A 22,994-nucleotide genomic window follows, 5' to 3' on the forward strand; every position below is an offset into this window, starting at 1 on the left:
TGATTAAAGAGTTGAGATTTTTATGACGATAGTCCACCATTTGGAATAGATTTTATGAAAAAGGACGGAATTAAAAAACTTACTGCTCTTGAAGCGGAAAGTGAATTAGAGTGGTTAGCACAAGAGATTGCGCGTCATGATGTGCTATATAATCGTGATGATCAACCTGAAATTTCTGATGCTGAATATGATGCTCTTCGCCAACGTAACGCAGAAATTGAAGCTCTCTTTCCTGAACTCGTTCGTATAGACTCTCCTTCACATAAAATTGGAGCACCGGTTTCGGAGAAGTTTGAAAAATCTGTTCATACACAACCGATGCTTTCCCTTGATAATGCGTTTAGCTTTGAAGATGTCACTGAATTTGTTGAACGTGTGCGTCGTTTTTTACGGCTTTCAGAAACACAAATATTAGAAATAACAGCGGAGCCAAAAATTGATGGTTTATCGTTGTCTTTGCGCTATGAAAAGGGACGGCTTGTATGTGCCGCAACGCGGGGTGATGGGACTGTTGGTGAAAATGTGACAGCGAATGCACGAACAATTTCTGATATTCCAAAAGTTTTACAAGGCAAATTTCCTGATATTCTTGAGGTTCGCGGTGAAGTTTATATGGGGCGGGAGGATTTCCAAGCGCTTAATATCAGCCAGCAAGAGAAGGGTAAGTTAACCTTTGCCAATCCTCGAAATGCGGCGGCTGGTTCACTGCGTCAATTGGATTCACGGATAACTGCCAACAGGAAGCTGCGATTTTTTGCTTATGGTTGTGGTGAGGTGAGTGAAATATTTGCAGAAAGCCAAATGGAGATGATGAAAAATCTCAAAGAATATGGCTTTATTATCAATCCATTAACAAAAGTTTTTAAGACAGTAGAAGAAATTATTTCCTATTATCGTGATGTCGAAGAATGCCGTCATTCTTTAAACTATGATATTGATGGCATTGTTTATAAGATTAATGATTTAATGCTCCAAAAGCGTTTGGGGTTTGTTTCTCGTTCGCCGCGTTGGGCTATTGCACATAAATTCCCAGCAGAAAAAGCGATGGCGCTTTTGGAAGCTATTGATATTCAAGTGGGGCGTACTGGAGCTTTGACGCCTGTTGCGCGTCTTGCTCCTATTACTGTTGGTGGTGTGGTGGTGACCAATGCTAGTTTGCATAATGAGGATTATATTAAAGGAATTGGTCATAAAGGAGAGCCCATTCGTGAGGGACGTGATATTCGTGTCGGCGATACGGTGATTATACAGCGTGCTGGTGATGTAATTCCTCAAGTTGTTGATATTGTTTTAGAAAAACGCCAAAAAGATTCTCCTGCTTTTGTTTTCCCTCATCTCTGCCCTGCTTGTGGAAGCCATGCTGTTCGTGAAGTGGGAGAAGCAGTGCGTCGTTGTATGGGGGGGCTTATTTGTCCTGCACAAGCCATTGAGCGGATTCGTCATTTTGTGGCACGCAATGCTTTTGATATTGAAGGACTTGGAAGAAAACAGGTAGAGTTTTTTTTCCATGCTCAAGATGAAGCGCTTTGTATTCATACACCTGCCGATATTTTTACTTTAGAACGGCGCCAAGAAAAGTCTTTGATACGTTTGGAAAATATGGAGGGTTTTGGTACTATTTCAGTGCGGAAATTGTATGATGCTATTAATGCACGCCGCAAAATTCCTCTCAGTCGTTTTTTGTTTGCTCTGGGGATTCGTCATGTTGGAGAGGTCAATGCACGCCGGCTTGCGCGGGCTTATCAAACTTATACAGCTTTTGAAACTGCGGCGTTGGGAGCACTTATGCCATGTGAGAAGGAAAATAAAGAAGGCAATGAAGCTTGGCTGGAGCTTACCAATATCGAAGGAATTGGACCACAGGTAGGAAGTGCAATTGTTGATTTTTATAAGGAAGCACATAACCGTGAGGTTTTGGCTGTCTTGCTTGAAGAAGTAACTCCTCTTGATGAGGAGCCTGTTTTGACAGCATCTTCACCGTTAGCAGGAAAGATCATTGTTTTTACAGGAACTTTGACGCGCATGTCACGCGATGAAGCAAAAGCATTGGCAGAGCGATTAGGGGCAAAGACTTCCGGTTCACTCTCTAAAAAAACAGATCTTCTTGTTGCAGGACCTGGAGCGGGATCAAAATTGACTAAAGCTAAAGATCTAGGTGTTGAGGTTATTGATGAAGAGGCTTGGCTACAGCTGATTGAGGGACATTATGGTTAAGAAGGATGACTTCTCAAGCATGATGGATATGCTTGTCTTTTATTTTTCCTCATCAGATGCAATTTATTTATATTGAAAGGCAATTTATAATTATTGTTTAATACTGTAAAATATTGTCTTTCAGGATGATAAGATGATGCAAAGATTTTATATATTTCTTCATAGTAAAGGCAGATTTTTGCTTGGAAAAAAGTGTAAGTATTTTTTCTAGAAGATGTCTGCGCTGCTAAAGAGGCATGGTTGCTTCTTTTGCCCATTCTTTCTCTTCTTCATTTAAATAAGGTTCATTCATCTGATAAACACGTGCATGGTAATCATTGAGCCATTGTCGCTCTTCTTGTGTTAAAAGCTCTGGAAGGATGAGCTTTCGATCAATGGGACAATGGGTGAGCGTTTCAAACGAGAGCATTTCTTTCTCTCCATCAGCAATTTTTTGTGCTGGTTTCACAATGAGTAAATTTTCAATACGAATACCAAAAGCACCTTCACGATAATATCCAGGCTCATTAGAAACAATCATTCCAGGGATCAATTCTTGGCACCCTCTGCGCGAAATATTTTGTGGCCCTTCATGAACAGAGAGATAAGATCCAACACCATGACCCGTACCATGGGCATAATCAAAACCGGCTTTCCACAAGGCAATGCGTGCTAGAACATCAATATCTTGTCCGCGTGTTCCTTTTGGAAAACATGCTGTTGAAAGAGCAATCATGCCTTTAAGAACCAGAGTAAAACAGCGTTTTTCTTCTTCTCCAATATTCCCAATTGCGACCGTGCGTGTAACATCTGTGGTGCCATCACGGTATTGTCCACCTGAATCCACAAGATAAAGTTCTCCAGACTTGAGTTGTTTATTGGTTTCATTCGTTACACGGTAATGGATAATAGCTCCATTTTCTCCTGCTGCTGAGATTGTATCAAAAGAAAGATCTTCAAGTTTTTTCCCCATGTCTTTTGCTGTATTTATGCGAAATTCTTCTAATTTTTGAGCAGCAGAAATTTCATTTATTGTGCTTGGTGTTTGTTTGTCTAACCAAGCAAGAAAACGGGTAAGAGCAATACCATCGCACAGATGTGCTCTCCGCGCCCCTTCTAGTTCTGTGTTATTTTTAATGGCACGGGGTAGAGCAGCAGGGTCGGTCAGTGTTATGAAAGATTTTCCATCCTCTTCAAGTACAGTGCGTAACTTTTCGCATGCTAACTGTGGATCTAAAGCAAAAATCATGCCTTTTTGATTATAATCTTTGATCTTTACAATAAACTGTTCTGGTTCATATAATTTTGCATAACGTTCCAGATATTGTTTTTCTTTTATACCAAGCTTTTTGCTATCAATGAATAAGGCTGGTGTTTCTTCTACGGGTATTAGGGCAAAACAAAGAGAAAAAGGTGTATTGGAAACGTCATTGCCACGTATATTGAATATCCATGCAATAGAGGAGGGATCTGTAAAAATAAAAGCATCTGCACGGGCTTGTTGTACGTCTTTGCGAATTAAAGATAGCTTTTCATCACTATCCCATCCTGCATATTGGAGAGGGTGAATCGATAAGGCAGATTGTGGTGATGGTGGTTGATTATGCCAAATAAGATCAATAGGATTTTGTTGAACTGCTATAAGCTTTCCACCTGTTTTTATCTCTAAGGATTTTTTTAATACATCTGTAGCGGCAATGGTGTGGAGCCATGGATCAAAGCCAATAGAAAGTTGTTTTCCATTTTTTTCAAGCCATTGTGAGGGGGGATAAGTTACGAGATCTTCATATTCAAAAATATGAGGATCAGTTTGTTGGCGAACTTGGAGTTTGTAGCGTCCATCAGTAAAGATAATAGCTTTATTTTTTAAAATGAGAGCGATCCCTGCTGAACCCGTAAAGCCAGTAAGCCAGCTTAAGCGTTGAGCATGGGGAGGGACATATTCTCCTTGATGTTCATCGCTACGGGGAACAAGAAAACCATCAAGCCCAAGACGATCAAGCTCTTTACGAAGAGATGAAATACGCTCGAGAGCATGGCTGGGATTTGTTGTTGCTTCAAAAGATTGATACATAACAACGTCCTTTTCATTTATTTCAGATGTATCGTAACCCATCCTTGACGGTGGTATGTTTCAAGATGCTTTAATCCCTGTTTTACATAAGCTTCCAAGACAAGATCATGTTGTTCATCAAGAATTCCAGAAAGTACAAGTGATCCACCTGTTTGGAGGCCTTGAACCATTTCTGGTGCAAGTTCAATAAGCGGATTAGCAAGAATATTGGCAATGATGAGATCAAAGGGCGCACGTGATGCAATTTCATCATGGGCAAAACCTGTTGCTGTAATTGCTGTAATATATTTTTCTACGCCATTGAGTGTAATATTATGTTGTGCAACTTTAATAGCAATGGGATCAATATCGGACGCGAGAATAGTTATGGGGTTGAGCTTTGCTATGCCAATGGCTAAGACTCCACTGCCAGTTCCAAGATCAAGGGCATTTTGTGGATTTTCGTGTTGCATTATTTTGGCAATCATTTCCAAACAACCGGCTGTTGTTCCGTGATGTCCAGTGCCAAAAGCTTGATTTGCGTCAATTTCAATGGGAAGAACATTTGCTGGAATGGCGTCTCGGTTATGGCTTCCATGAAGGAAAAAGGGACCGGCATGTATAGGTTGTAATCCTTCTAGGCTTTTTTGTACCCAATCAATATTAGGTAAAACTTCATGGTTAATTTTATGAGGATCTATAGAAAGGATCTGTGCAAAACGTTGCAAAATACGCTCTTCATTGTCTTGGTCTACATAGAGTGAAAGTTCATAGATGGTGTTTTTTTCATCTATCTCTGTAAGAGCCAAAGGATATCCTGCTTCGTCAAAAGCTGCTTCTATAAGCGTATAAAATCGCTCTGCTTCACTTTTAAAAGCAGTATAATACAGACGAATTTGCTGTGACATCTTGTTCTTTCTTTATGATTGGCTTTTTATTTAGTTTGAGACAAGTTTTTTGAGTCGCTCAATGGCGATTTCGTCTTTTAACTCATTATCGTCTTCTTTGGGTTCATAAGGAATAATACCAGCGAGTTTGCCACCTTTTTTAAGCAAAAAAATTGCTGCTGTATGATCGTAAGTGTAGTTCCCATCTGTTCCTGGTACTTTTTCAGCAAAAATATTAAAGGAATTGATCATTTTATGAACTTTCTCAGGCTCTCCGCTAATACCAATAATTTTATTGGTAAAATTACTGAGATATTCATGAAGTGCTTCTGGTGTATCTCGTTCAGGATCAACAGTAACAAACCATATTCCTAATTTATCAGCCTTTGGTCCAAGAGCCGTTAACCATCGATCAAGATTCATCAATGTTGTAGGACAGATTTCAGGGCACATCGTAAAACCGAAGAAAATAATTGAAGGTTTACTGCGAATATCAGCTTGCGTAACAGTTTGTCCATTTGAATCGGTGAGAGTAAAGTCATCACCTAAAGGTTTATTGATCAATGTATCATAAATAAAAATCCCCGTAAGAAATACAACTGTTAGTCCTAAGATGCGGATTACATTTTTCATAGCTTGTCTCTCTTAAAAGCGCTAAAAAATTCTAGCATTGGCTGGTTTGTTTTGCAATCTTTGTTTCATGGTTGATTTTGCTCATCTGATGGTTATGTCTCTTGTGTTAATTATCGGACAAAAATTGGTGAAAGCTAAATGAATATTGAGAATGATCTTCGATTCCATGAAAGTAAACCGCGTATTCACACAACGGCACGGTTGCATGGTTGTAAATTAGGTCGCTATGTGGAAATTAATGAGCGAGTAATTTTGCGGGATGTAATCGTTGGGGATTTTTCTTATTTATACCGTAACAGTGAGGCTATTTATAGCGATATTGGTCGTTTTTGTTCTATTGCATCTCATGTACGGATAAATGCGTTGGAGCATCCCATGGAGCGCCTTTCAACCCATAAAATAACCTATCGGCCAAATGAATATTTTCGTTATAGGTCACTCGATTGTTCTTTTCGCGAAAGGCGTTGTGCAAAACGTGTTATCATTGGGCATGATGTGTGGATTGGGCACGGAGCGGTTATTATGCCTGGGATAACAGTGGGACATGGGGCAGTTATTGGAGCTAATGCTGTTATAACAAAAAATGTGATGCCTTATACGATTGTTGTTGGAGTTCCGGCTAAACGCTTGCGGATGCGTTTTTCCACTCATCTGATAGAAGATCTTTTAGATATGGCTTGGTGGGATTGGCCGCTTGATAAAATTCACAACGCATTGCCTGATATGCAAAATTTACCCATTGAAGCTTTTGTTCGCAAATGGAAAGGACATTCAGAATAAAATAAAGTGGTCTTTTGAAAAAACTGATTGTGGTTTTTTTCGTTAAGCTTTGTCTACAAAATTATCCAGTACACGCTTTTCTCCAGCTTTTTCAAACATTATTGTCAATTTATGATCATCTATTGCAGTGATATGACCATAACCGAACTTTATATGAAAAATTCGATCATTGATTGCAAAATTTGATGGTGCGTCAGAGACTGATTGAGCGATAACTTTGCCTTCAATATTTTTGTTTTTTTGTGCACGTTTTTGTCTTGGTGTTGCATAGTCATTATAAAAGGAGTCTTGATGTTGAAAGGAGTATTTTCCATAACCACCATAAGATGTGTCCATGGCTACGGCTTCTACATGTTCTGCTGGTAATTCATCTAGAAAACGGGAGGGAAGAGCAGGTTGCCAAAGTCCGTGAACTCTGCGGTTGGATACAAACCATATATGCAGATATTTTTTTGCTCTTGTAAGCCCCACATAAGCAAGACGCCGTTCTTCTTCTAATCCTGAACGTCCACCTTCATCTAATGAGCGCTGATGGGGAAAGAGTCCTTCTTCCCAACCTGGAAGAAAAACTGTTTCAAATTCAAGCCCTTTAGCGGAATGAAGTGTCATGATGTTGACGGCATCCATGTTTTCATTATTTTCCGTTTCCATAACCAGTGCAACATGTTCTAAAAAGCTTTGAAGATTTTCAAATTGTTCCATGGAACGGATCATTTCTTTAAGGTTCTCTAGTCGTGTGGGCGCTTCTGGTGAGCGATCTTCTAACCACATGGTTGTATAACCAGAATCATCAAGAATGATCTCGGCAAGCTCTCTGTGAGGAGTGCATTGCAGCATATTTTGCCAGCGGCGGAAGTTTTCAATGAGGCTTCGTAAAGCACTGCGTGCTTTAGGTTTTAACTCGTCTGTTTCAATGATATCAGCGGCAGCGGAAAAAAGAGAAACAGCACGTGCGCGCGCACTCTCATAAAGAATGCGCAGGGTTGCATCGCCTATGCCGCGTTTAGGTGTATTAATAATACGCTCAAAAGCTAAATCATCAGCAGGGTGGACAACAACGCGTAAATAAGCCATGGCATCACGTATTTCCATTCGCTCATAAAAACGAGGACCACCAATGACGCGATAGTTAAGGCCAAGCGTTACAAAGCGATCTTCAAATTCACGCATTTGAAATGATGCACGTACCAATATAGCCATATGATTTAATGCATGACCGCTTTGTTGGGCGCGCTCGATTTCTTCTCCGATTGCTCGCGCTTCTTCTGCTGAATCCCATGCTGAATGAATTTTTACTTTTTCTTCCTCACTCTTTATTTGAGCAGAAAAAAGGACTTTGCCCAGTCTTTCTTCATTATGAGCAATCAGATGGGAGGCGGCTTTAAGAATATGGGATGTTGAGCGATAATTGCGTTCTAGACGAATAATTTTGGCAGAAGGAAAATCTTTTTCAAATCGTAATATGTTCTCGACTTTTGCACCACGCCATCCATAAATGGATTGATCATCATCGCCAACACAACAAAGATTAACATTTTGACCTTGAGGATGTTGTGCCAAAAGGCGAAGCCAAAGATATTGTGCTGTATTTGTATCTTGATATTCATCGACAAGAATATAGCGAAATTGAGAATGATATTCGCGAAGAATATCTGGATTGTGTTGGAAGATAGAGATACAATGAAGCAAAAGATCGCCAAAATCACAAGCGTTAAGATCTTTTAATCGATTTTGATAACTGCGATAAAGTTCTCGTCCCATGCCGTTGCCAAAGGAATGCGAATCACTTTTTGAGAGATGCTCTGGTGAAAGTCCTTGATTTTTCCAAGAATCAATCATCATGGCAAGGTTTCGTGCGGGCCAACGCTTATCGTCTAATCCCTCAGCTTGAATAAGCTGTTTTAAAAGTCGGAGAACATCATCGCTATCAAGAATTGTAAAGTTTCTTTTTAAATCAATAAGCTCTGCGTGGCGGCGTAAAATTTTAGCTCCAGTGGAATGAAAAGTTCCAAGCCAAGGCATCCCTTCAACAACTTCACCAATGAGTTCACCAATACGTGTTTTCATTTCACGGGCTGCTTTGTTGGTGAAAGTGACAGCAAGTATTTGTTGAGGAGAGGCCAGTCTAGAGCGTAGAATGTGAGAAATACGGGTTGTTAAAACGCGCGTTTTTCCTGTACCAGCACCTGCAAGAACTAAAAGTGGCCCCTCAGTATTCATAACAGCTTGTTGCTGTTCTGGATTGAGCTGTTCTAAATAGTCTATGTTATATGATTGTTTGTCTTTTAGAACATGAGAAAAAGTCCCAGAGTTCTCCTCACCATGGGGGGGGGCGGCATCTTCTTCAAAGAAAGGTATGTGATCGGAACGATTATTCATTATACCTTTTTTGTAATCTTTTTTTCATTAAAGCGCTAGGTTTAAAAAACTTTTTTAAAGCCACAACCGTCTTAATTGCAAAGAGAGATGTTAAAACAAAAGCAAGTATTTAAAGACGTTGAGTAAGAATACTTTGAAGAGCGTAAACGCGTAACGAGGCTGAAAGATTGACTTGTTGTGGTCTTTGGCTATCAATATTAGTGATAATAAAGGCTAAAGATTGTCCTTTTTTGCGGGCTATATCTTTGAGAATTTCTAAAAATGGCGGTTCTAAAGAGACGCTCGTTGCGTGTCCATCAACGCGAACAGATATCTTTTGCGGAATGACTTTTGACCAATCAATAGAAACACTTTCGTTCATTTTCTCCCCTTTATTCGTCGTTTCGTAAACGATTTTGATCAAGAAATTTTTGCGTTTTAAAAGATTTTTGTTGCTCGAAAAGTTTTTCAGTTTTTGTCCGTCCAAAACGATAACGATTTTCCTCAGCATGAAGAGCTTTTTCTGCACGCCTTTTTTGTTTTCGAAATTGGCGAAGATTTATCAGTTCAGTCATGAGAAAATTTATTTTTTCCGAAAAGAATCTAAAGAGACAACATCAGCACTTTGTTTTGTATCGTTATTGGAGGGTTCTTTATTGGCACTGAGATTTTGTTCTTTTGTGAGCGTATTTTCTTTTTTTTGTTTGTTTGATGGAGCGGTGGGTGTAGAAGAGGTATTTTCTAAATTTTCACTTTCTACAGTGGGAAGTTTTGTGGGCAGATCAAATGCTGCTTCAAATGTTGCTACAGGATCGTAAAAGACTTGAATGGAAGTAAAAGGAATCACAAGTTTTTCGGTAATTTCTCTGAAAGAGAGGGTCACTTCGAAGGCTGTTTCTGAAACACTGAGATCTCTAAACTGATGTTGCAAGACGATTGTCATTTGTTCAGGATAGCGATTTTTTAGCCGAGGAGAAATTTTAACGCCTGGGGCATTTGTAAAAAAAGTTATAAAAAAATGATGATTTCCCGGAAGTCCTGCTTTAGCAACTTCTGATAAAACTTTACGGATAACTCCACGAAGCGCATCCTGAACGAGAATATCGTAACGGATTTGATCTTTAACCATCGAAGTTTATTCCTTTTATTTCACGTAGCAGAATGGCTCGTATTGATCTTGTGTAAGAGAATATATTTAAAAATCAGCAGTATTTTGTCTATGAGGTACCTCATTGAATCGAAAAAAACACGAAAAATAATGTCTGATAATGTCTCAAAGATCAATCAATAACATTTTAAAAAGTGAAGGCTTCTGTTGCCAGGTGCCTTCCAACCCCGCTTAAACCTGCGACGGTTTAAGAGTCAATTTGAAACATTCACACCACCTTAAGCGGCGAGACGTGCTTCCGCATAGTTGTCATTTGCAACTACTCATTTAGCCCGATAACGGTGGTACAATGCCGAGTAAAAGAGCGATCTTTACACCCTTGTCGATCCTATTTCGCCCCCACCAAAATATAATTTTGGTGGTTTATACTTTGGTGGAGGCGCCGGGTACCGCCCCCGGGTCCAATAGGTTTATTTCACCGTCCATTTATTACCATAGCTGGTAAGCCAGCCCTTTAAATATAGATGAAGAACAGTCGTAGGAAAAGGGGGGGTTGTTAATATTTTTAATCCTCTAATTATTTATGGAGCTATATGATGCGGCTGGACAGTATAGCCGCTCATTTTTGAAGAGGAGATGATGCAAAATGACAAATAATCTAGCAGATATTAAACTATATGATCCAAATCCCGATATAGCAGCAGTCGAACGGCTTAGCCGTCGTTTAGCTTTGGTGATGAAAAAGCAGGATGCAGCGCTTGTTGCAACATCGGATCCAAAAGAGTTAGAACGTGTTGAAAAATGGGTTCAAGATGTTTTAGAAGCTGATGAGAAGAGTGCTAAAATGGCTGTTTCAAAAGTTGCTGAGATGATGTCTGGAGAGCGTAGAAAAAGTCGTGTAACTTTTTATTATTTAGTCGCTAAGCAACTCAATGCACTTGATAAAATTTAAACAATATTAAATTTGTGATAATGATAAAAAAGCCCAATTTCTTGGGCTTTTTCGTTTATAGAGAGCGTTAACGTTTTTCATCGTCTTGGAGGTATCCTCCTTTACGCATACTTGGGACAAAGAGAAGCGCAATGAAAGCCATGATCATTACAATGGTTATGTAAAAATAAAAGAGTGATTCATAACCGTGTTTTTTTAATCCAAGCGCAACGTATTCAGCAGAACCACCAAATAAGGCATTCCCAATGGCATGAGAGATGCTGACACCTAATGCACGTATGGAAGAGGGAAACATAGCTGATTTTACGACACCAGAGATGGATGTATACATGCTCATAATGAAGAGCAAGCCAATAATAACAGAGAAGGCAACCAATATACTATGGGTGTTACCGACGATCCAAAGCCCAGGAAACGTAAAGAGTGCAGAGAGTATACTCCAAATGATGAGTAAAGTTTTTGTTCCAATTTTATCAGCTATAATACCGGCTATGGGTTGGAACAGGATGAAAATAAACAGTACAGCTGTCATGATCGTTGTTGCGGTATGTTTATCAAAGCCGGTGGTGGTGATCAGATACTTCTGCATATAAGTCGTAAAGGTATAAAATGTGAGTGATCCTCCTGATGCAAAGCATGCAATCACGACAACGGCTTTTGTATGTTTGGTGAGAAGTTCTTTAAGACTACCAGAGTGTTTGTGAGAGCGGCTTTCTTTCGTGGTTGTTTCGTGGAGCGAACGACGTAAATAAATCGCAACCAGTGCTCCACATCCACCAATCACAAAAGGAATACGCCAGCCCCATGCTTTTAACTGATCTTCAGTAAGGTAAATGGCTAAAATAAATATAATGAAACTGGCAAGAAGCTGTCCTGTAATAAGGGTGGCGGATTGAAAAGAAGCAAAAAGCCCACGATGCTTTTTGAGGGCTACTTCGCTCATATAAGTGGCTGCTGTACCATATTCGCCACCCGCTGAAAGTCCTTGCATCATTCGAGCTAAAAGTAAAAGGATTGCTGATGTTATTCCCCAAGTTTCATAAGTGGGGAGTATGGCAATGAAAAAAGAGCCACCACACATCATAAAAATGGATACAAGCATTGAGCGTTTACGTCCATAACGATCGGCAACAAATCCTAAAAACCAAGCTCCAATAGGGCGCATAAGAAAGCCAATAAAAAATACCCCAGCAGTTTTCAACAGTGGCGTAATTGTATCACCATCTGAAGGAAAAAATTGTGAGGCAAAATAAATCGATGCAAATGAATAAACGTAAAAATCATACCATTCTACGAGATTTCCTGATGCGCTTGCTATAATAGCAAAAACACGTTTTTTTGCATCTTGTGATGCTGAAGTTGTTTCACTTTTCATGAAATGTTCCCCTTTTAGATTTATAATTTATTTTTTATTATTCAGTTTGTTTTATGATTTGTATCACTAAAATTTAATTGTACCATAGTAATTTCTTATGAAAGCTATTTAAGAGAGTCTGTTTGTATATAGGTTTTGAGCCTTTTGAGGGCGTTATTGCGTTGTAGAATAAAGTGCATCACAGCGAATGTAAGGGGAAGGGGGCATTGAAAAGGAGATTTAAGCGGGATGAAATGTTGGTAAAAAGAGTGCTTAAATGACTGGCTTAAGAATTTTCTATAGGATATTTGAACAGTGCAAAGAAGTTATGTAATTTTTATGGTCTTGTCGCTTCGTGATTAAAGATCTTTGAAAAATCTCAATAATATAGATTTATAGATTCTCCACCTTATGCAAGAAGCATAATGTTTTTCCTGTATGGAAACGGTCGAAAATGAATTATTTTATGTTTGTTGTTTTTTAAAAGGCTTTATAACATTCATAAAAAGCCCAAGTTCTTGGGCTTTTTATTGTGTGTAAAAATTTAATGGATCTCATCATCTTTCAGATATCCTCCTTTATCGATATCGGGCATCATGAGAATGGAGATGAGGGCAATGATCATCATTCCAACGATGTAAAAAAAGAAAACAGATTCGTGTCCCATATTTTTTAATCCAAGCGCTACATATTCAGCAGAACCGCCAAAGAGTGCATTCCCGATGGCAAAAGCAAATCCAACACCAATTGCTCGGATTGAAGCGGGAAACAATTCTGCTTTTATGATACCGGCGATGGAAGTATAAAAACTCATAATACAGAGTATGCCAATAATGATGAAGAGTGCTGTCCATGCGTTATGGGTATTTCCAATCATTTTAAGGACAGGAATGGTGCAGATAATGGATAATACACTCCAACTGATGAGTGAAAATCGTGCTCCAACTTTGTCGGCGAAGGCACCTAAAAGAGGTTGGAATAACACAAAAACGAAGAGGGCAGCAGTCATGATCGTTGTTGCGGTTTGTTTATCAAAACCAGTAGTTGTGATCAGATATTTTTGCATATAAGTGGTGTATGTATAAAATGTGAGTGATCCGCCAGCTGTAAAGCCAACAACCAAAAAGAAAGCTTTTTTATGATTGCGAAAAAGCTCTCTAAGACTACCAGCATGTTGTTCAGAGCGGCTTTTGAGGGTTGTTGTTTCATGAAGTAAGCTTCGCAGATAAATTGAAACGATTGCTCCAAAACCACCAATGACAAAAGGAATACGCCATCCCCACGCTTTTAACTGATCTTCAGTAAGGTAAATGGCTAAAATAAATATTATAAAACTTGCGAGAAGTTGACCTGAGATCGTTGTTGCATATTGAAAAGAAGCAAAGAGACCACGATGATTTTTGGGTGCAACTTCGCTCATATAAGTGGCTGCTGTACCATATTCACCGCCAACGGAAAGTCCTTGAAACATTCGGACTAAAAGGAGAAGAAATGCTGCTGTTATTCCCAAGGTTTCGTAAGTGGGAAGTATGGCAATAAGGAAAGATCCCCCACACATCATAAAAACAGAAATAAGCATTGAGCGTTTACGTCCATAACGGTCGGCAATGTATCCAAATAACCATGCACCAATAGGGCGCATAAGAAAGCCAATAAAAAATATTCCTGCAGTTTTTAATAGTTGTGTAACGGTATCATTATCGTTAGGAAAAAATTGTGATGCAAAATAAACCGATGCAAAGGAGTAAGCATAAAAGTCGTACCATTCTACCAGATTTCCTGATGCGCTGGATATGATAGCAAAAATACGTTTTCTTGTATCATGTGGATCTAAAGTTGTTTGGTGATTCATGAATTTTTCCCCTTTTATATTGATAACTTTTCTACTCGTTAAAGTTGTTGACGATGTGTATCATAGAAACATAATTGTATCATGATAATTTCTTAGGGAAACACTTTAAGATCATTTGTTGTATTTTTATTTTTTTAAAGAGCTTTGCTTTGTAACTTAAAAAAATAAACAATATTTATATTAATATAAATAAAGTAAATTTAAACTAAATTATATTATGAGTTATAATTTAATTTATACTTTTGGTAATCATTAAATATTATTTTATAAAGGCTAATGTATAGGTTAAAAACTTATGATGGTAAAAAAATGATCTTGCATACTTCATTTTTGTGGTTTCACTGTAAGATTTTTTCTAGAGTGATTAATGCTGTTTTGGGCTTATGGTGTATTGTGTCAATCGTGTGCTTTTGGTGATCTTTTAAGGAAATTGTTTTTTGTTTCATGGTGAATTATTTGCATATGAGAGTGTTTGTGAGGATATAGATGCTCTTTGGCTTTATAGGTTTGATGTTGTGTCGTAAAATGGTGTTATTGGCTATTAGATGTGAGGTTGGTGTGTAGGTAAAAATCTCTTGATGAACTATCTTAAGTATCAAGGGAATGTGCAATCTTAAGGACTAGAGAATATAGTATAGTAGGCTAACAAATAGTATAATGATAGCGGCTTGCACTTTTATTAATATTAAGCGTGAAGAGGTTGGTCCGCAATGTTAAGCAGCTCTTGAGCCCTTGAGTTTTTGAAACGGTTTATAAGAGGCATTTTTAGCCCTTTTCTTGTACAATTTTATCCAACATGGCTTTTCCTCTCCTTGTAATGTGCAAGCGAGGGGTGTTTTGAGTGATTCAACATAAAACAAACGTCAAATGAGAAAATTCTACGTGATACTGGGGCCTAGTTCAAGTTGAAAGATGCTAAATATATCATTGCAAATCAATATGTTGTGCAATTCCCCCCTTTTTAGAGGGCTTTCCCTTTATGCTATTCACAGACGCCATTATGAAATGGACTTGGGTATATTTGAGAAATGTTTCTTAAAAAAGTGCCGGAATTCATAACATAATGGTATTTTCTATTTTTCATGGGGCTTTGTTTTGCATATGGGGTCCATTAAAGAGCGTATTAAACAATAGCATGAGACAATGTATCATTTATTATTGATAAAATTTCTTGAAAGATGATCGTTTGGCTTCGGTTTTGATGAGGAATAGAAGTATTAAAATAAATCAAACGTTTCTTATCTTCAGTGAACTCAATTCAGCGAAAGAAGCATCTCTTTGATAACAATGCGGAGCCGTTCGTTTTTTATAAGCATCCCATGCGGGAGGAGAGAAAATTTCTTCTTTAGCGTGTTTATAGGGATAAAAATAAAAAATTGTAAGCTTTAAATTTCCGTAGAACAGATATAAAAAAAGCCCAGAATACTGGGCTTTTTTGTTAGGATTAAAAGTTAATCGATATCATTTCCTTGTAAATACCCTTTTTTGCGAGCATCTGGCATTAAGAGAATTGCGATGAAGGCAATGATCATCATGCCGGCTATGTAAAAATGGAATATAGATTCATAGCCGATTTTTTTAAATTCAAGTGCAACAGCTTCAGCTGAACCACCAAATAGTGCGTTAGCAATGGCATAAGAAAGTCCAACTCCCATGGCGCGTACTGAAGCAGGAAACATTTCTGCTTTTACGATACCAGAGACGGATGTATAAAAACTCAAAATACACAGCATTCCTATAACGATTAAGAGTGCAATCCACGTGTCATGAGTGCTCCCTATGGTTCTAAGCCCTGGGACGATAAAGATGATGGACAGGGTACTCCAAATAAGCAGTGAAGTTCTTGTACCAATTTTGTCCGCTAAAGAACCAAAAAGGGGTTGGAGTAACATAAAAACAAACAGTGCAGCGGTCATTATTGTATTAGCAGTGTGTTTATCAAATCCACTCGTTGTGATCAGATATTTTTGCATATAGGTTGTGCTAGTGTAAAATATGAGTGATCCACCAGCTGTAAAACCAATGACTAAAAGGAAGGCTTTTCCATGATTGCGTAGAAGTTCTTTAAGACTACCAGCTTGTTTTTTAGAGCGGCTTTCTTTAGTGGTTGTTTCATGAAGTGAACGACGCAGATAAATCGCAACAATTGCGCCACATCCACCAATCGCAAAAGGAATACGCCAGCCCCATGCTTTTAATTGATCTTCAGAGAGATAGAGGGCTAGAATAAACATAACCAAACTTGCAAGAAGTTGACCTCCAATGAGCGTGGCATATTGAAACGAGCTAAAGAAACCGCGACGTTTTTTAAGAGCGACTTCGCTCATATAAGTCGCTGTCGTTCCGTATTCACCGCCAACTGAGAGTCCTTGAAGCATGCGGAGTAAAATGAGAAGAATTGGTGCTACTGCTCCAATCGTTTCATATGTAGGAAGAAGAGCGATGAGAAACGAACCACCACACATCATAAAAACAGAAATCAGCAAAGAGCGTTTACGTCCATAACGATCTGCAATAAATCCAAAGAGCCAACCGCCAATTGGACGCATGAGGAAGCCGATAAAAAAGACGAAGGAAGATTTTAAAAGTTCGGTAACAACATCTCCATTGGAGGGAAAAAACTGTGAGGCAAAATAAATAGATGTAAAAGAATAAACATAAAAATCATACCATTCCACCAGATTCCCTGATGCACTCGATATGATCGAAAGAACACGTTTTCTTGTATCATGTGGTGCTAAAGCTTCTTGTTTTTCCATAGTCAATCCCTTCATTTTACGTTCATCCATCTTTATTCATTATCCCTCTATGTTATTTTCTTAGAAGCTGTCTATAGTATTTTATCTTTTGCATCAAAATTTTAGTCAGATCGTGATAATTTCTTGTGTAAGATGTTTTCGGAAAAAGATTTGAATTATGTTTATACGGATTTTATAGTTTTTATTTTCTATAATGAAAAGAATCGGACATAATAGCCTTATGAAATCATATCTTGCTCTTTTATCGCATGTTTTAAATCAGGGTATTGATCGTACGGATCGGACGGGGGTGGGAACACGATCTATTTTTGGGTATCAGATGCGTTTTGATTTACAAGCAGGATTTCCATTGTTGACAACAAAGAAATTACACTTACGTTCAATTATTTATGAGCTTCTATGGTTTCTTAAAGGCGATACAAATATTGCATGGTTGAAGGAGCATGGTGTATCTATTTGGGACGAATGGGCTGATAAACAAGGAAATCTTGGTCCTGTTTATGGGTATCAGTGGCGCTCTTGGCCTGCTCCTGATGGACGCTATATTGATCAAATCAGTGATCTGTTGACGATGATTAAGGAGACGCCTCATTCTCGTCGCTTGATTGTGTCAGCATGGAACCCCGCATTAATAGAAGAGATGGCTCTGCCACCTTGTCATTGTTTTTTTCAATTTTATATTGCTGAGGGTAAATTATCCTGTCAGCTTTACCAGCGTTCGGCGGATATTTTCTTAGGGGTTCCATTTAATATTGCGTCCTATGCATTGTTAACGATGATGATTGCGCAAGTCAGTGGCCTTAAAGTTGGTGATTTTATTCACACGTTGGGGGACGCGCATCTTTATTCTAATCATTTTGAACAGGCAAAACACCAATTGTCTCGTATACCAAATGCTTTGCCCTGTATGCGTATAAATCCAGCGGTAACAGATCTTTTTTCTTTTAAATTTGAGGATTTTGAATTGCTTAATTATGATGCACACCCCCATATTAAAGCGCCGGTAGCAATATGAAGATTTCCATTTGTTTAATTGCTGCTGTTGCAGAAAATGGCGTTATTGGTTGTAAAGGTGAAATGCCTTGGCATTTATCGACAGATTTGCAACGCTTTAAGGCGTTGACGTTGGGTAAGCCTATTATAATGGGGCGAAAAACTTGGGATTCTATCGGGAGACCTTTACCAGGGCGCAAAAATATCGTCATTACGCGTGATTGTACCTTTAGCGCTGAAGGGGCTGTTGTTGCGCATTCTTTATCACAGGCATGTTCTCTTGCAACACGTGTTGTTTCTCAAAATGATGTAGAGGAAATTTTTATTATTGGTGGGGGTGAAATTTTTCAACAAGGGTTTGGTCTTGCTGATAAAATGTTCCTTACAGAAGTTTTAGCTTCTATAGATGGTGATTGTTTTTTTCCTATTTTTGATAAAGAAAAGTGGACTATTGTGCAAACACAAGATATTCCAAAAGGGGATAAAGATAGTCATCCGACACGTTTTGTTGTTTATGAGCGGAAATAATTTTTTGTCATATGAAGTGGAAAGGGTTTATCCGTTGCGTAATTGAGATAAAAGGAACCCTATAGGCTTTAAGTGAAGGGTTGGTATTTGAATGAATGGTAGTCAGTTAAAGAGGTGATAATGCCCTGGACAAATCAAAATGGTGGTGGCCCGTGGAGTGGCGATAAAAATAAGAACAGTGGTGACAAAAAGGCATCGGCTAAGAATCTTTTTGGTTCTGGTGGCAATAATGGTGGCGGAAATGGCCCCAATCTTGATGATATTTTGCGTAAAGGACAGGATCACTTTAAACAATTTAGTCGAGGGGGTGTTTTTGTTTTGTTCCTTCTGCTTGCTGTGTGTTTTTTCCTCTATCAGTCACTTTATATTGTTCAACAAAATGAGCAAGCAGTAGAATTACGTTTCGGTGTGCCTAAAGAAGAAATTATCGGTGATGGATTGCATTTTCATTTTTGGCCCATTGAGACTTATATGAAAGTCCCTTTAACGGAAAAAACAATTGCAATTGGTGGACAGCCTGGACAGAGACAACAAAGTGAAGGTTTGATGCTGTCGAGTGATCAAAATATTGTGAATGTCAATTTTTCTGTTTACTATCGCATTTCACATCCAGGACAATTTTTATTTAATGTGAATGATCAAGAAGGAACAGTTCGTCAGGTCGCTGAAAGTGCAATGCGAGAGGTCATTGGCTCAAGACCTGTTGATGATGTTTTACGCGATAAAAAAGAAGAAGTTGCTAACGATGTGAGAAAGATTACCCAGTTGACTGTTGATAAGTATCAACTCGGGGTTGAAATAAGCCGTGTATCGATCAGTGAAGCTGCTCCTCCTACCAAAGTTGCTGCGGCGTTTAATTCTGTGCAGCAGGCTGAGCAAGAACGTGGTCGGATGATTGAAGAAGGAAATCGTGTGCGTTTTACAAAAATTGGTTTAGCAAATGGTGAAGCTTCCCGTACACGAGAAATTGCAAAAGGTGAAAAAGCACAAATGGTTGAAGAGGCACGCGGGCGTGCTGAACGTTTTCAGGCTATAGCCCGTGAGGCTGCAATTTCACCAGAGGCTGCGCGTTATCGTCTTTATATGGAGACGATGGGGCGTATTTTTTCTTCACCCAATAAATTGGTTCTTGATCAAATTAATTCTCCTGCGGTGCCTTATCTTTCTTTGAATGAATTGCTGCGTAATAATTTATCAGAAAAAGCAAAAATAAAATCAGCACGTTCTACATCGCTCTTGGATACTCAGATTTCTGGAGGACGTTAATCATGCAGCAGTCTCGTTTTTTGTTTGTTTTTAGTACCATAATAATTTTTTTGATCATGTTGTGGATGTCATTTTTTGTTGTCTATCCTCGTCAACAAGTTGCTATTAAGCGTTTCGGACAGATCGTTAAGGTAGAATCTAATCCTGGAATTTATGTGAAAATACCTTTTGTGGATAAGATGATTGTCGTGGATAATCGGTTGTTGCGTTACGATGTTCCTACACAATCTGTGCAAGTTCGTGGGGGGGCTTATTATGAAGTGGATGCGTTCTTTATTTATCGTATTATGGATCCTAAATTGTTTTTACAGCGTATTGCTTCAGGGCGCCCGCAAATTGCAGCACGTGAAAATCTTGCACCACGCTTTATTGACGCTTTGCGGGCTGTTTATGGTAAGCGAGAATTTAAAGCAGCCTTATCGGATGAACGAGGTGCGATGATGGCTGAGGTTCAAAGGCAATTTTCTATAGATGCAGGTTCGCTGGGTATTAAGATTGTTGATGTGCGTATTCGAAAAACCGATTTAACCGATGCTGTTTCAGAAGATGTTTATCGGCAAATGGCTGCGGAGCGGGAAGCGGTTGCTGAAAATATTCGCGCTCGTGGTCAGCAAGAGCGAGATCGTATTGTCGCAGAGGCAAATCGTGAATATGAAGAAATTGTGGCGGCTGCAAAGCGTGATGCTGAAATTACGCGTGGTGAAGGACAAGCTGAAAGTATTCGCATTTTACTTAAAGCGCGAGAAGCTGATCCATCTTTTTACGATTTTTGGTTAGCGATGGAGCAGTATAAGAATTTAGAGAGAATACCGATGGTGATTTCACCAAATGAGGATTTCTTTTTTTATTTTCGAAATTCTCCGCAAGCAAAGAAAAAACTTTCATCAACAATGAGTTCTAGTTTGAGTAAAACTGATTCAAAGTCCAGTGGGGAATAGATGAAACAATGTGTGGGAGGGTACTCGTATGAGCAGTATCCTCTATAGCTCCTTGTTTTTATGATGAATGTAAGAGAATGTTAAGCCATACTGATTTTGCATAATAGTATTAAGTAAGGCTCTCTACGGCTTTGGTTTAAAGGCATGTCATGGGTAGAAGTATTGTGAGTAGAAATATATTTTTGAAGTCTTTTATCACAAGAGTTGTCTTTTGTGTGTTTTTGTTTTTATCAGGATCCATGCGTTTGTCTTGGAGCGCAGAGACAAATAAAACATTTCCTTCCGTTCCTGATTTAGCTGCTGAGCTTTTGGAGACGGTGGTGAATATTTCTACGGCACAGACTGTTGAAGGAACAGAACAGGATGAAAATACTTCGATACCCATTATTCCAAAAGATTCATTGCTGGAAGAATATTTTAATGATTTTTTTACACCCAAAGAGGGGGGAAAAAATAGTCAATTTCAAAAGGTACGCTCTCTGGGGTCTGGTTTTGTAATTGATGCGCAAAAAGGGCTTATTGTTACAAATTATCATGTTATCGTTGATGCTGATGATATTGAAGTGAATTTTACGGATGGTGCAAAACTCAAGGCAAAACTCCTTGGCAAGGATAGCAAAACGGATTTGGCGTTGCTTCAGGTGGATGTGGGAAGTAAAAAATTAAAAGCTGTACGTTTTGGTGATTCAGAAAAAGCACGTATTGGTGACTGGGTTATGGCCATTGGTAATCCTTATGGTTTTGGTGGGAGTGTAACGGTTGGTATTATTTCTGCTCGTAACCGTGATCTTAATGCTGGTCCTTATGATAATTTTATTCAAACAGATGCAGCGATTAATCGAGGCAATTCTGGTGGTCCGTTATTTGATAGAAATGGTGAAGTCATAGGCATTAATACAGCCATTGTTTCCCCTTCTGGAGGATCGATCGGTATTGGGTTTGCTATTCCGTCGGATATGGCTCTTTCTGTGATTAACCAGTTGCGTGATTTTGGAGAAATAAGGCGTGGTTGGTTGGCTATTCGTATTCAGCCGGTGACAGAGGATATTGCAAAAAGTTTAAAACTAGACAATGCTGTAGGAGCGTTAGTGGCTGGTAAAATAGAACAGACGGAAAAAAATAATGTCGATAATAGCCAGTTGCAAACAGGAGATGTTATTTTTTCCTTTGGGAATTCCAAAATTAAGCATGCACGTGATTTAACCCGTTTAGTTGCGGAGAGTTCAGAAGGAAAAGTTGTGGATGTTACTATTTTTCGGAATGGGCAAGAAAAAACTGTAAAAGTTAAGCTTGGACGTTTGATTGAGACCGATGACAATGAAGATACAGAAGAAGAAGTCGATGATAAAAAAGGCAATGATCTGCCGAAAAGTGCGACAATGCAATTGATGGGCATGACGTTATCTGAATTGACAGAGGATTTACGTCATCGTTATTCAATTTCAGATAAACTTCGAGGACTCATGGTGACATCTGTTACACAAAATAGCGCTGCAGATAAAAAGCGTATTCGCGTTGGTGAAGTGATTGTTGATATCAATCAGAGTGCTATTACAACAATTGATGAGGCTAAAAAACGTTTTCATAAATTACGTGAAGCTGGACGCAAAAATGCTCTATTCATTGTAGCGCGTCCAGATGGAGAGTTACGGTTTGTAACGATCCCAATGGATTGATGCCTTATAGGATTGATGTTTGAAGAATTCGTTTTTTTGTTTTTATTAGCCTTGATATGTGGGTATTTAGGTAGCTCAACCTGATATCTATCTAGTATTTTAAAAAGCCTATTTTATGATGGAGAGTGTGGATTGTATGACATAAAGTCCATTGGACGGCTCCATTTTTGCGCTAAATAAAGTACAAGTTAGTAATCATATTTGCCGTCTTTCTTAAAGCGATTTTTATAACTTCTGTCGCGCAGGTGAATGGTATTGATATCGTTTCTGATGAGAGAAGGAACAAAATAAATCAATCTTATGGAGCTCGCAGGTAAATTGCAAAACGCTCAATTATTATAAATAATGTTTTATCTAGGAAGATTTTCAGCACTTTGTAATTATACTTTTTATGCTGTAGAGAATGTTTTTTCTCTTCAGGGTGAAAAAGTCATTCCATAGAAAAATGGTATTAGACTCAATAAGCTATCGATATATTGACATCTTTCTTTATGATGAATGAAAAAAAATAATGATACCAAAGAAAGAGTGAAGAAGAAAGTTTCTAGGGCTTTTATTCTTAAGCTAGAGCAATATGCTGTTGTTATAGGCAAAATAAATCTGTTTGATTGTATAAGTTTAGCTTAGTATTATTGTCATAAATGAAGACAAAGGGCTTAATGGA

The 22,994-nt window shown here is 38.6% G+C and carries 18 protein-coding genes and 1 other RNA gene; 8 read left to right on the forward strand and 11 right to left on the reverse strand.

Features of this window, described 5'->3' with window-relative positions:
* Positions 1–54: 54 nt before the first annotated feature.
* A complete protein-coding gene (gene ligA, locus PVV70_RS05975) occupies positions 55–2,214 on the forward strand; it encodes an NAD-dependent DNA ligase LigA (protein ID WP_273758358.1) in 2,160 nt (719 codons plus the stop codon).
* A gap of 226 nt (positions 2,215–2,440) precedes the next feature.
* On the opposite strand, the gene PVV70_RS05980 is transcribed toward ligA, so the two are convergent.
* The 3 genes from PVV70_RS05980 to PVV70_RS05990 are packed head-to-tail and all read right to left on the reverse strand — an operon-like array spanning position 2,441 to position 5,766.
* Positions 2,441–4,267 (reverse strand): aminopeptidase P family protein, encoded by a 1,827-nt coding sequence (locus tag PVV70_RS05980; protein WP_273758359.1) that lies wholly within the window; start codon positions 4,265–4,267, stop codon positions 2,441–2,443.
* A 17-nt stretch (positions 4,268–4,284) separates the two neighbouring features.
* Complete coding sequence (locus PVV70_RS05985) at positions 4,285–5,154, reverse strand: 50S ribosomal protein L11 methyltransferase (RefSeq protein ID WP_273758360.1); 870 nt, start codon at positions 5,152–5,154, stop codon at positions 4,285–4,287.
* Positions 5,155–5,184: 30 nt separating this feature from the next.
* Complete coding sequence (locus tag PVV70_RS05990; protein ID WP_273758361.1) at positions 5,185–5,766, reverse strand: SCO family protein; 582 nt, start codon at positions 5,764–5,766, stop codon at positions 5,185–5,187.
* A 138-nt stretch (positions 5,767–5,904) separates the two neighbouring features.
* Here PVV70_RS05990 and PVV70_RS05995 point away from each other — a divergent pair, with 138 nt between their 5' ends.
* The gene (locus PVV70_RS05995; RefSeq protein ID WP_273758362.1) at positions 5,905–6,546 is read left to right on the forward strand and encodes a DapH/DapD/GlmU-related protein; all 642 of its coding nucleotides are present in this window, start codon (positions 5,905–5,907) and stop codon (positions 6,544–6,546) included.
* Between the two features lie 42 nt (positions 6,547–6,588).
* Here PVV70_RS05995 and PVV70_RS06000 read toward each other — a convergent pair whose 3' ends face one another.
* The 5 genes from PVV70_RS06000 to ssrA all read right to left on the reverse strand — a co-directional run bounded on the left by PVV70_RS06000 (position 6,589) and on the right by ssrA (position 10,562).
* Entirely contained in the window at positions 6,589–8,925 is a 2,337-nt protein-coding gene (locus PVV70_RS06000; RefSeq protein WP_273758363.1) for an ATP-dependent helicase, read from the reverse strand.
* Between the two features lie 109 nt (positions 8,926–9,034).
* Entirely contained in the window at positions 9,035–9,286 is a 252-nt protein-coding gene (locus tag PVV70_RS06005) for a ribbon-helix-helix domain-containing protein (protein ID WP_273758364.1), read from the reverse strand.
* A 10-nt stretch (positions 9,287–9,296) separates the two neighbouring features.
* Positions 9,297–9,479, reverse strand: coding sequence for a DUF4169 family protein (locus PVV70_RS06010; RefSeq protein WP_273758365.1), 183 nt, complete (start codon positions 9,477–9,479; stop codon positions 9,297–9,299).
* Positions 9,480–9,487: 8 nt separating this feature from the next.
* Positions 9,488–10,033 (reverse strand): SspB family protein, encoded by a 546-nt coding sequence (locus tag PVV70_RS06015; RefSeq protein ID WP_273758366.1) that lies wholly within the window; start codon positions 10,031–10,033, stop codon positions 9,488–9,490.
* Positions 10,034–10,205: 172 nt separating this feature from the next.
* Positions 10,206–10,562, reverse strand: a transfer-messenger RNA (tmRNA) gene (gene ssrA, locus PVV70_RS06020).
* 96 nt (positions 10,563–10,658) lie between these two features.
* Here ssrA and PVV70_RS06025 point away from each other — a divergent pair.
* Positions 10,659–10,964: a DUF2853 family protein gene (locus tag PVV70_RS06025; RefSeq protein WP_273758367.1), complete on the forward strand. Its 306-nt coding sequence runs from the start codon at positions 10,659–10,661 to the stop codon at positions 10,962–10,964.
* Positions 10,965–11,031: 67 nt separating this feature from the next.
* Here the strand turns inward: PVV70_RS06025 and PVV70_RS06030 are convergent, their stop codons facing one another.
* From PVV70_RS06030 to PVV70_RS06040, 3 genes are all read right to left on the reverse strand, one after another.
* The gene (locus tag PVV70_RS06030) at positions 11,032–12,339 is read right to left on the reverse strand and encodes an MFS transporter (RefSeq protein WP_273758368.1); all 1,308 of its coding nucleotides are present in this window, start codon (positions 12,337–12,339) and stop codon (positions 11,032–11,034) included.
* Between the two features lie 523 nt (positions 12,340–12,862).
* Positions 12,863–14,170: an MFS family transporter gene (locus PVV70_RS06035; RefSeq protein WP_273758369.1), complete on the reverse strand. Its 1,308-nt coding sequence runs from the start codon at positions 14,168–14,170 to the stop codon at positions 12,863–12,865.
* Positions 14,171–15,621: 1,451 nt separating this feature from the next.
* Positions 15,622–16,929: an MFS family transporter gene (locus tag PVV70_RS06040; RefSeq protein ID WP_273758387.1), complete on the reverse strand. Its 1,308-nt coding sequence runs from the start codon at positions 16,927–16,929 to the stop codon at positions 15,622–15,624.
* A 220-nt stretch (positions 16,930–17,149) separates the two neighbouring features.
* Between PVV70_RS06040 and PVV70_RS06045 the strand changes: the two genes are divergently transcribed.
* The 5 genes from PVV70_RS06045 (at position 17,150) to PVV70_RS06065 (ending at position 22,330) form a co-directional block, all read left to right on the forward strand.
* The gene (locus PVV70_RS06045; protein ID WP_273758370.1) at positions 17,150–17,944 is read left to right on the forward strand and encodes a thymidylate synthase; all 795 of its coding nucleotides are present in this window, start codon (positions 17,150–17,152) and stop codon (positions 17,942–17,944) included.
* Positions 17,941–18,450 carry a dihydrofolate reductase gene (locus PVV70_RS06050; protein ID WP_273758371.1) on the forward strand — a complete coding sequence of 170 codons (510 nt, stop codon included), beginning with the start codon at positions 17,941–17,943 and terminating at the stop codon, positions 18,448–18,450. The genes PVV70_RS06045 and PVV70_RS06050 overlap by 4 nt, the downstream gene beginning before the upstream one ends.
* Before the next feature lie 120 nt (positions 18,451–18,570).
* Complete coding sequence (gene hflK / locus PVV70_RS06055) at positions 18,571–19,716, forward strand: FtsH protease activity modulator HflK (protein ID WP_273758372.1); 1,146 nt, start codon at positions 18,571–18,573, stop codon at positions 19,714–19,716.
* 2 nt (positions 19,717–19,718) lie between these two features.
* Positions 19,719–20,654: a protease modulator HflC gene (hflC, locus tag PVV70_RS06060; RefSeq protein ID WP_273758373.1), complete on the forward strand. Its 936-nt coding sequence runs from the start codon at positions 19,719–19,721 to the stop codon at positions 20,652–20,654.
* Positions 20,655–20,803: 149 nt separating this feature from the next.
* Complete coding sequence (locus tag PVV70_RS06065; protein ID WP_273758374.1) at positions 20,804–22,330, forward strand: Do family serine endopeptidase; 1,527 nt, start codon at positions 20,804–20,806, stop codon at positions 22,328–22,330.
* The last annotated feature ends 664 nt before the right edge of the window (positions 22,331–22,994 follow it).

The organism is Bartonella sp. AU55XJBT (assembly GCF_028618525.1).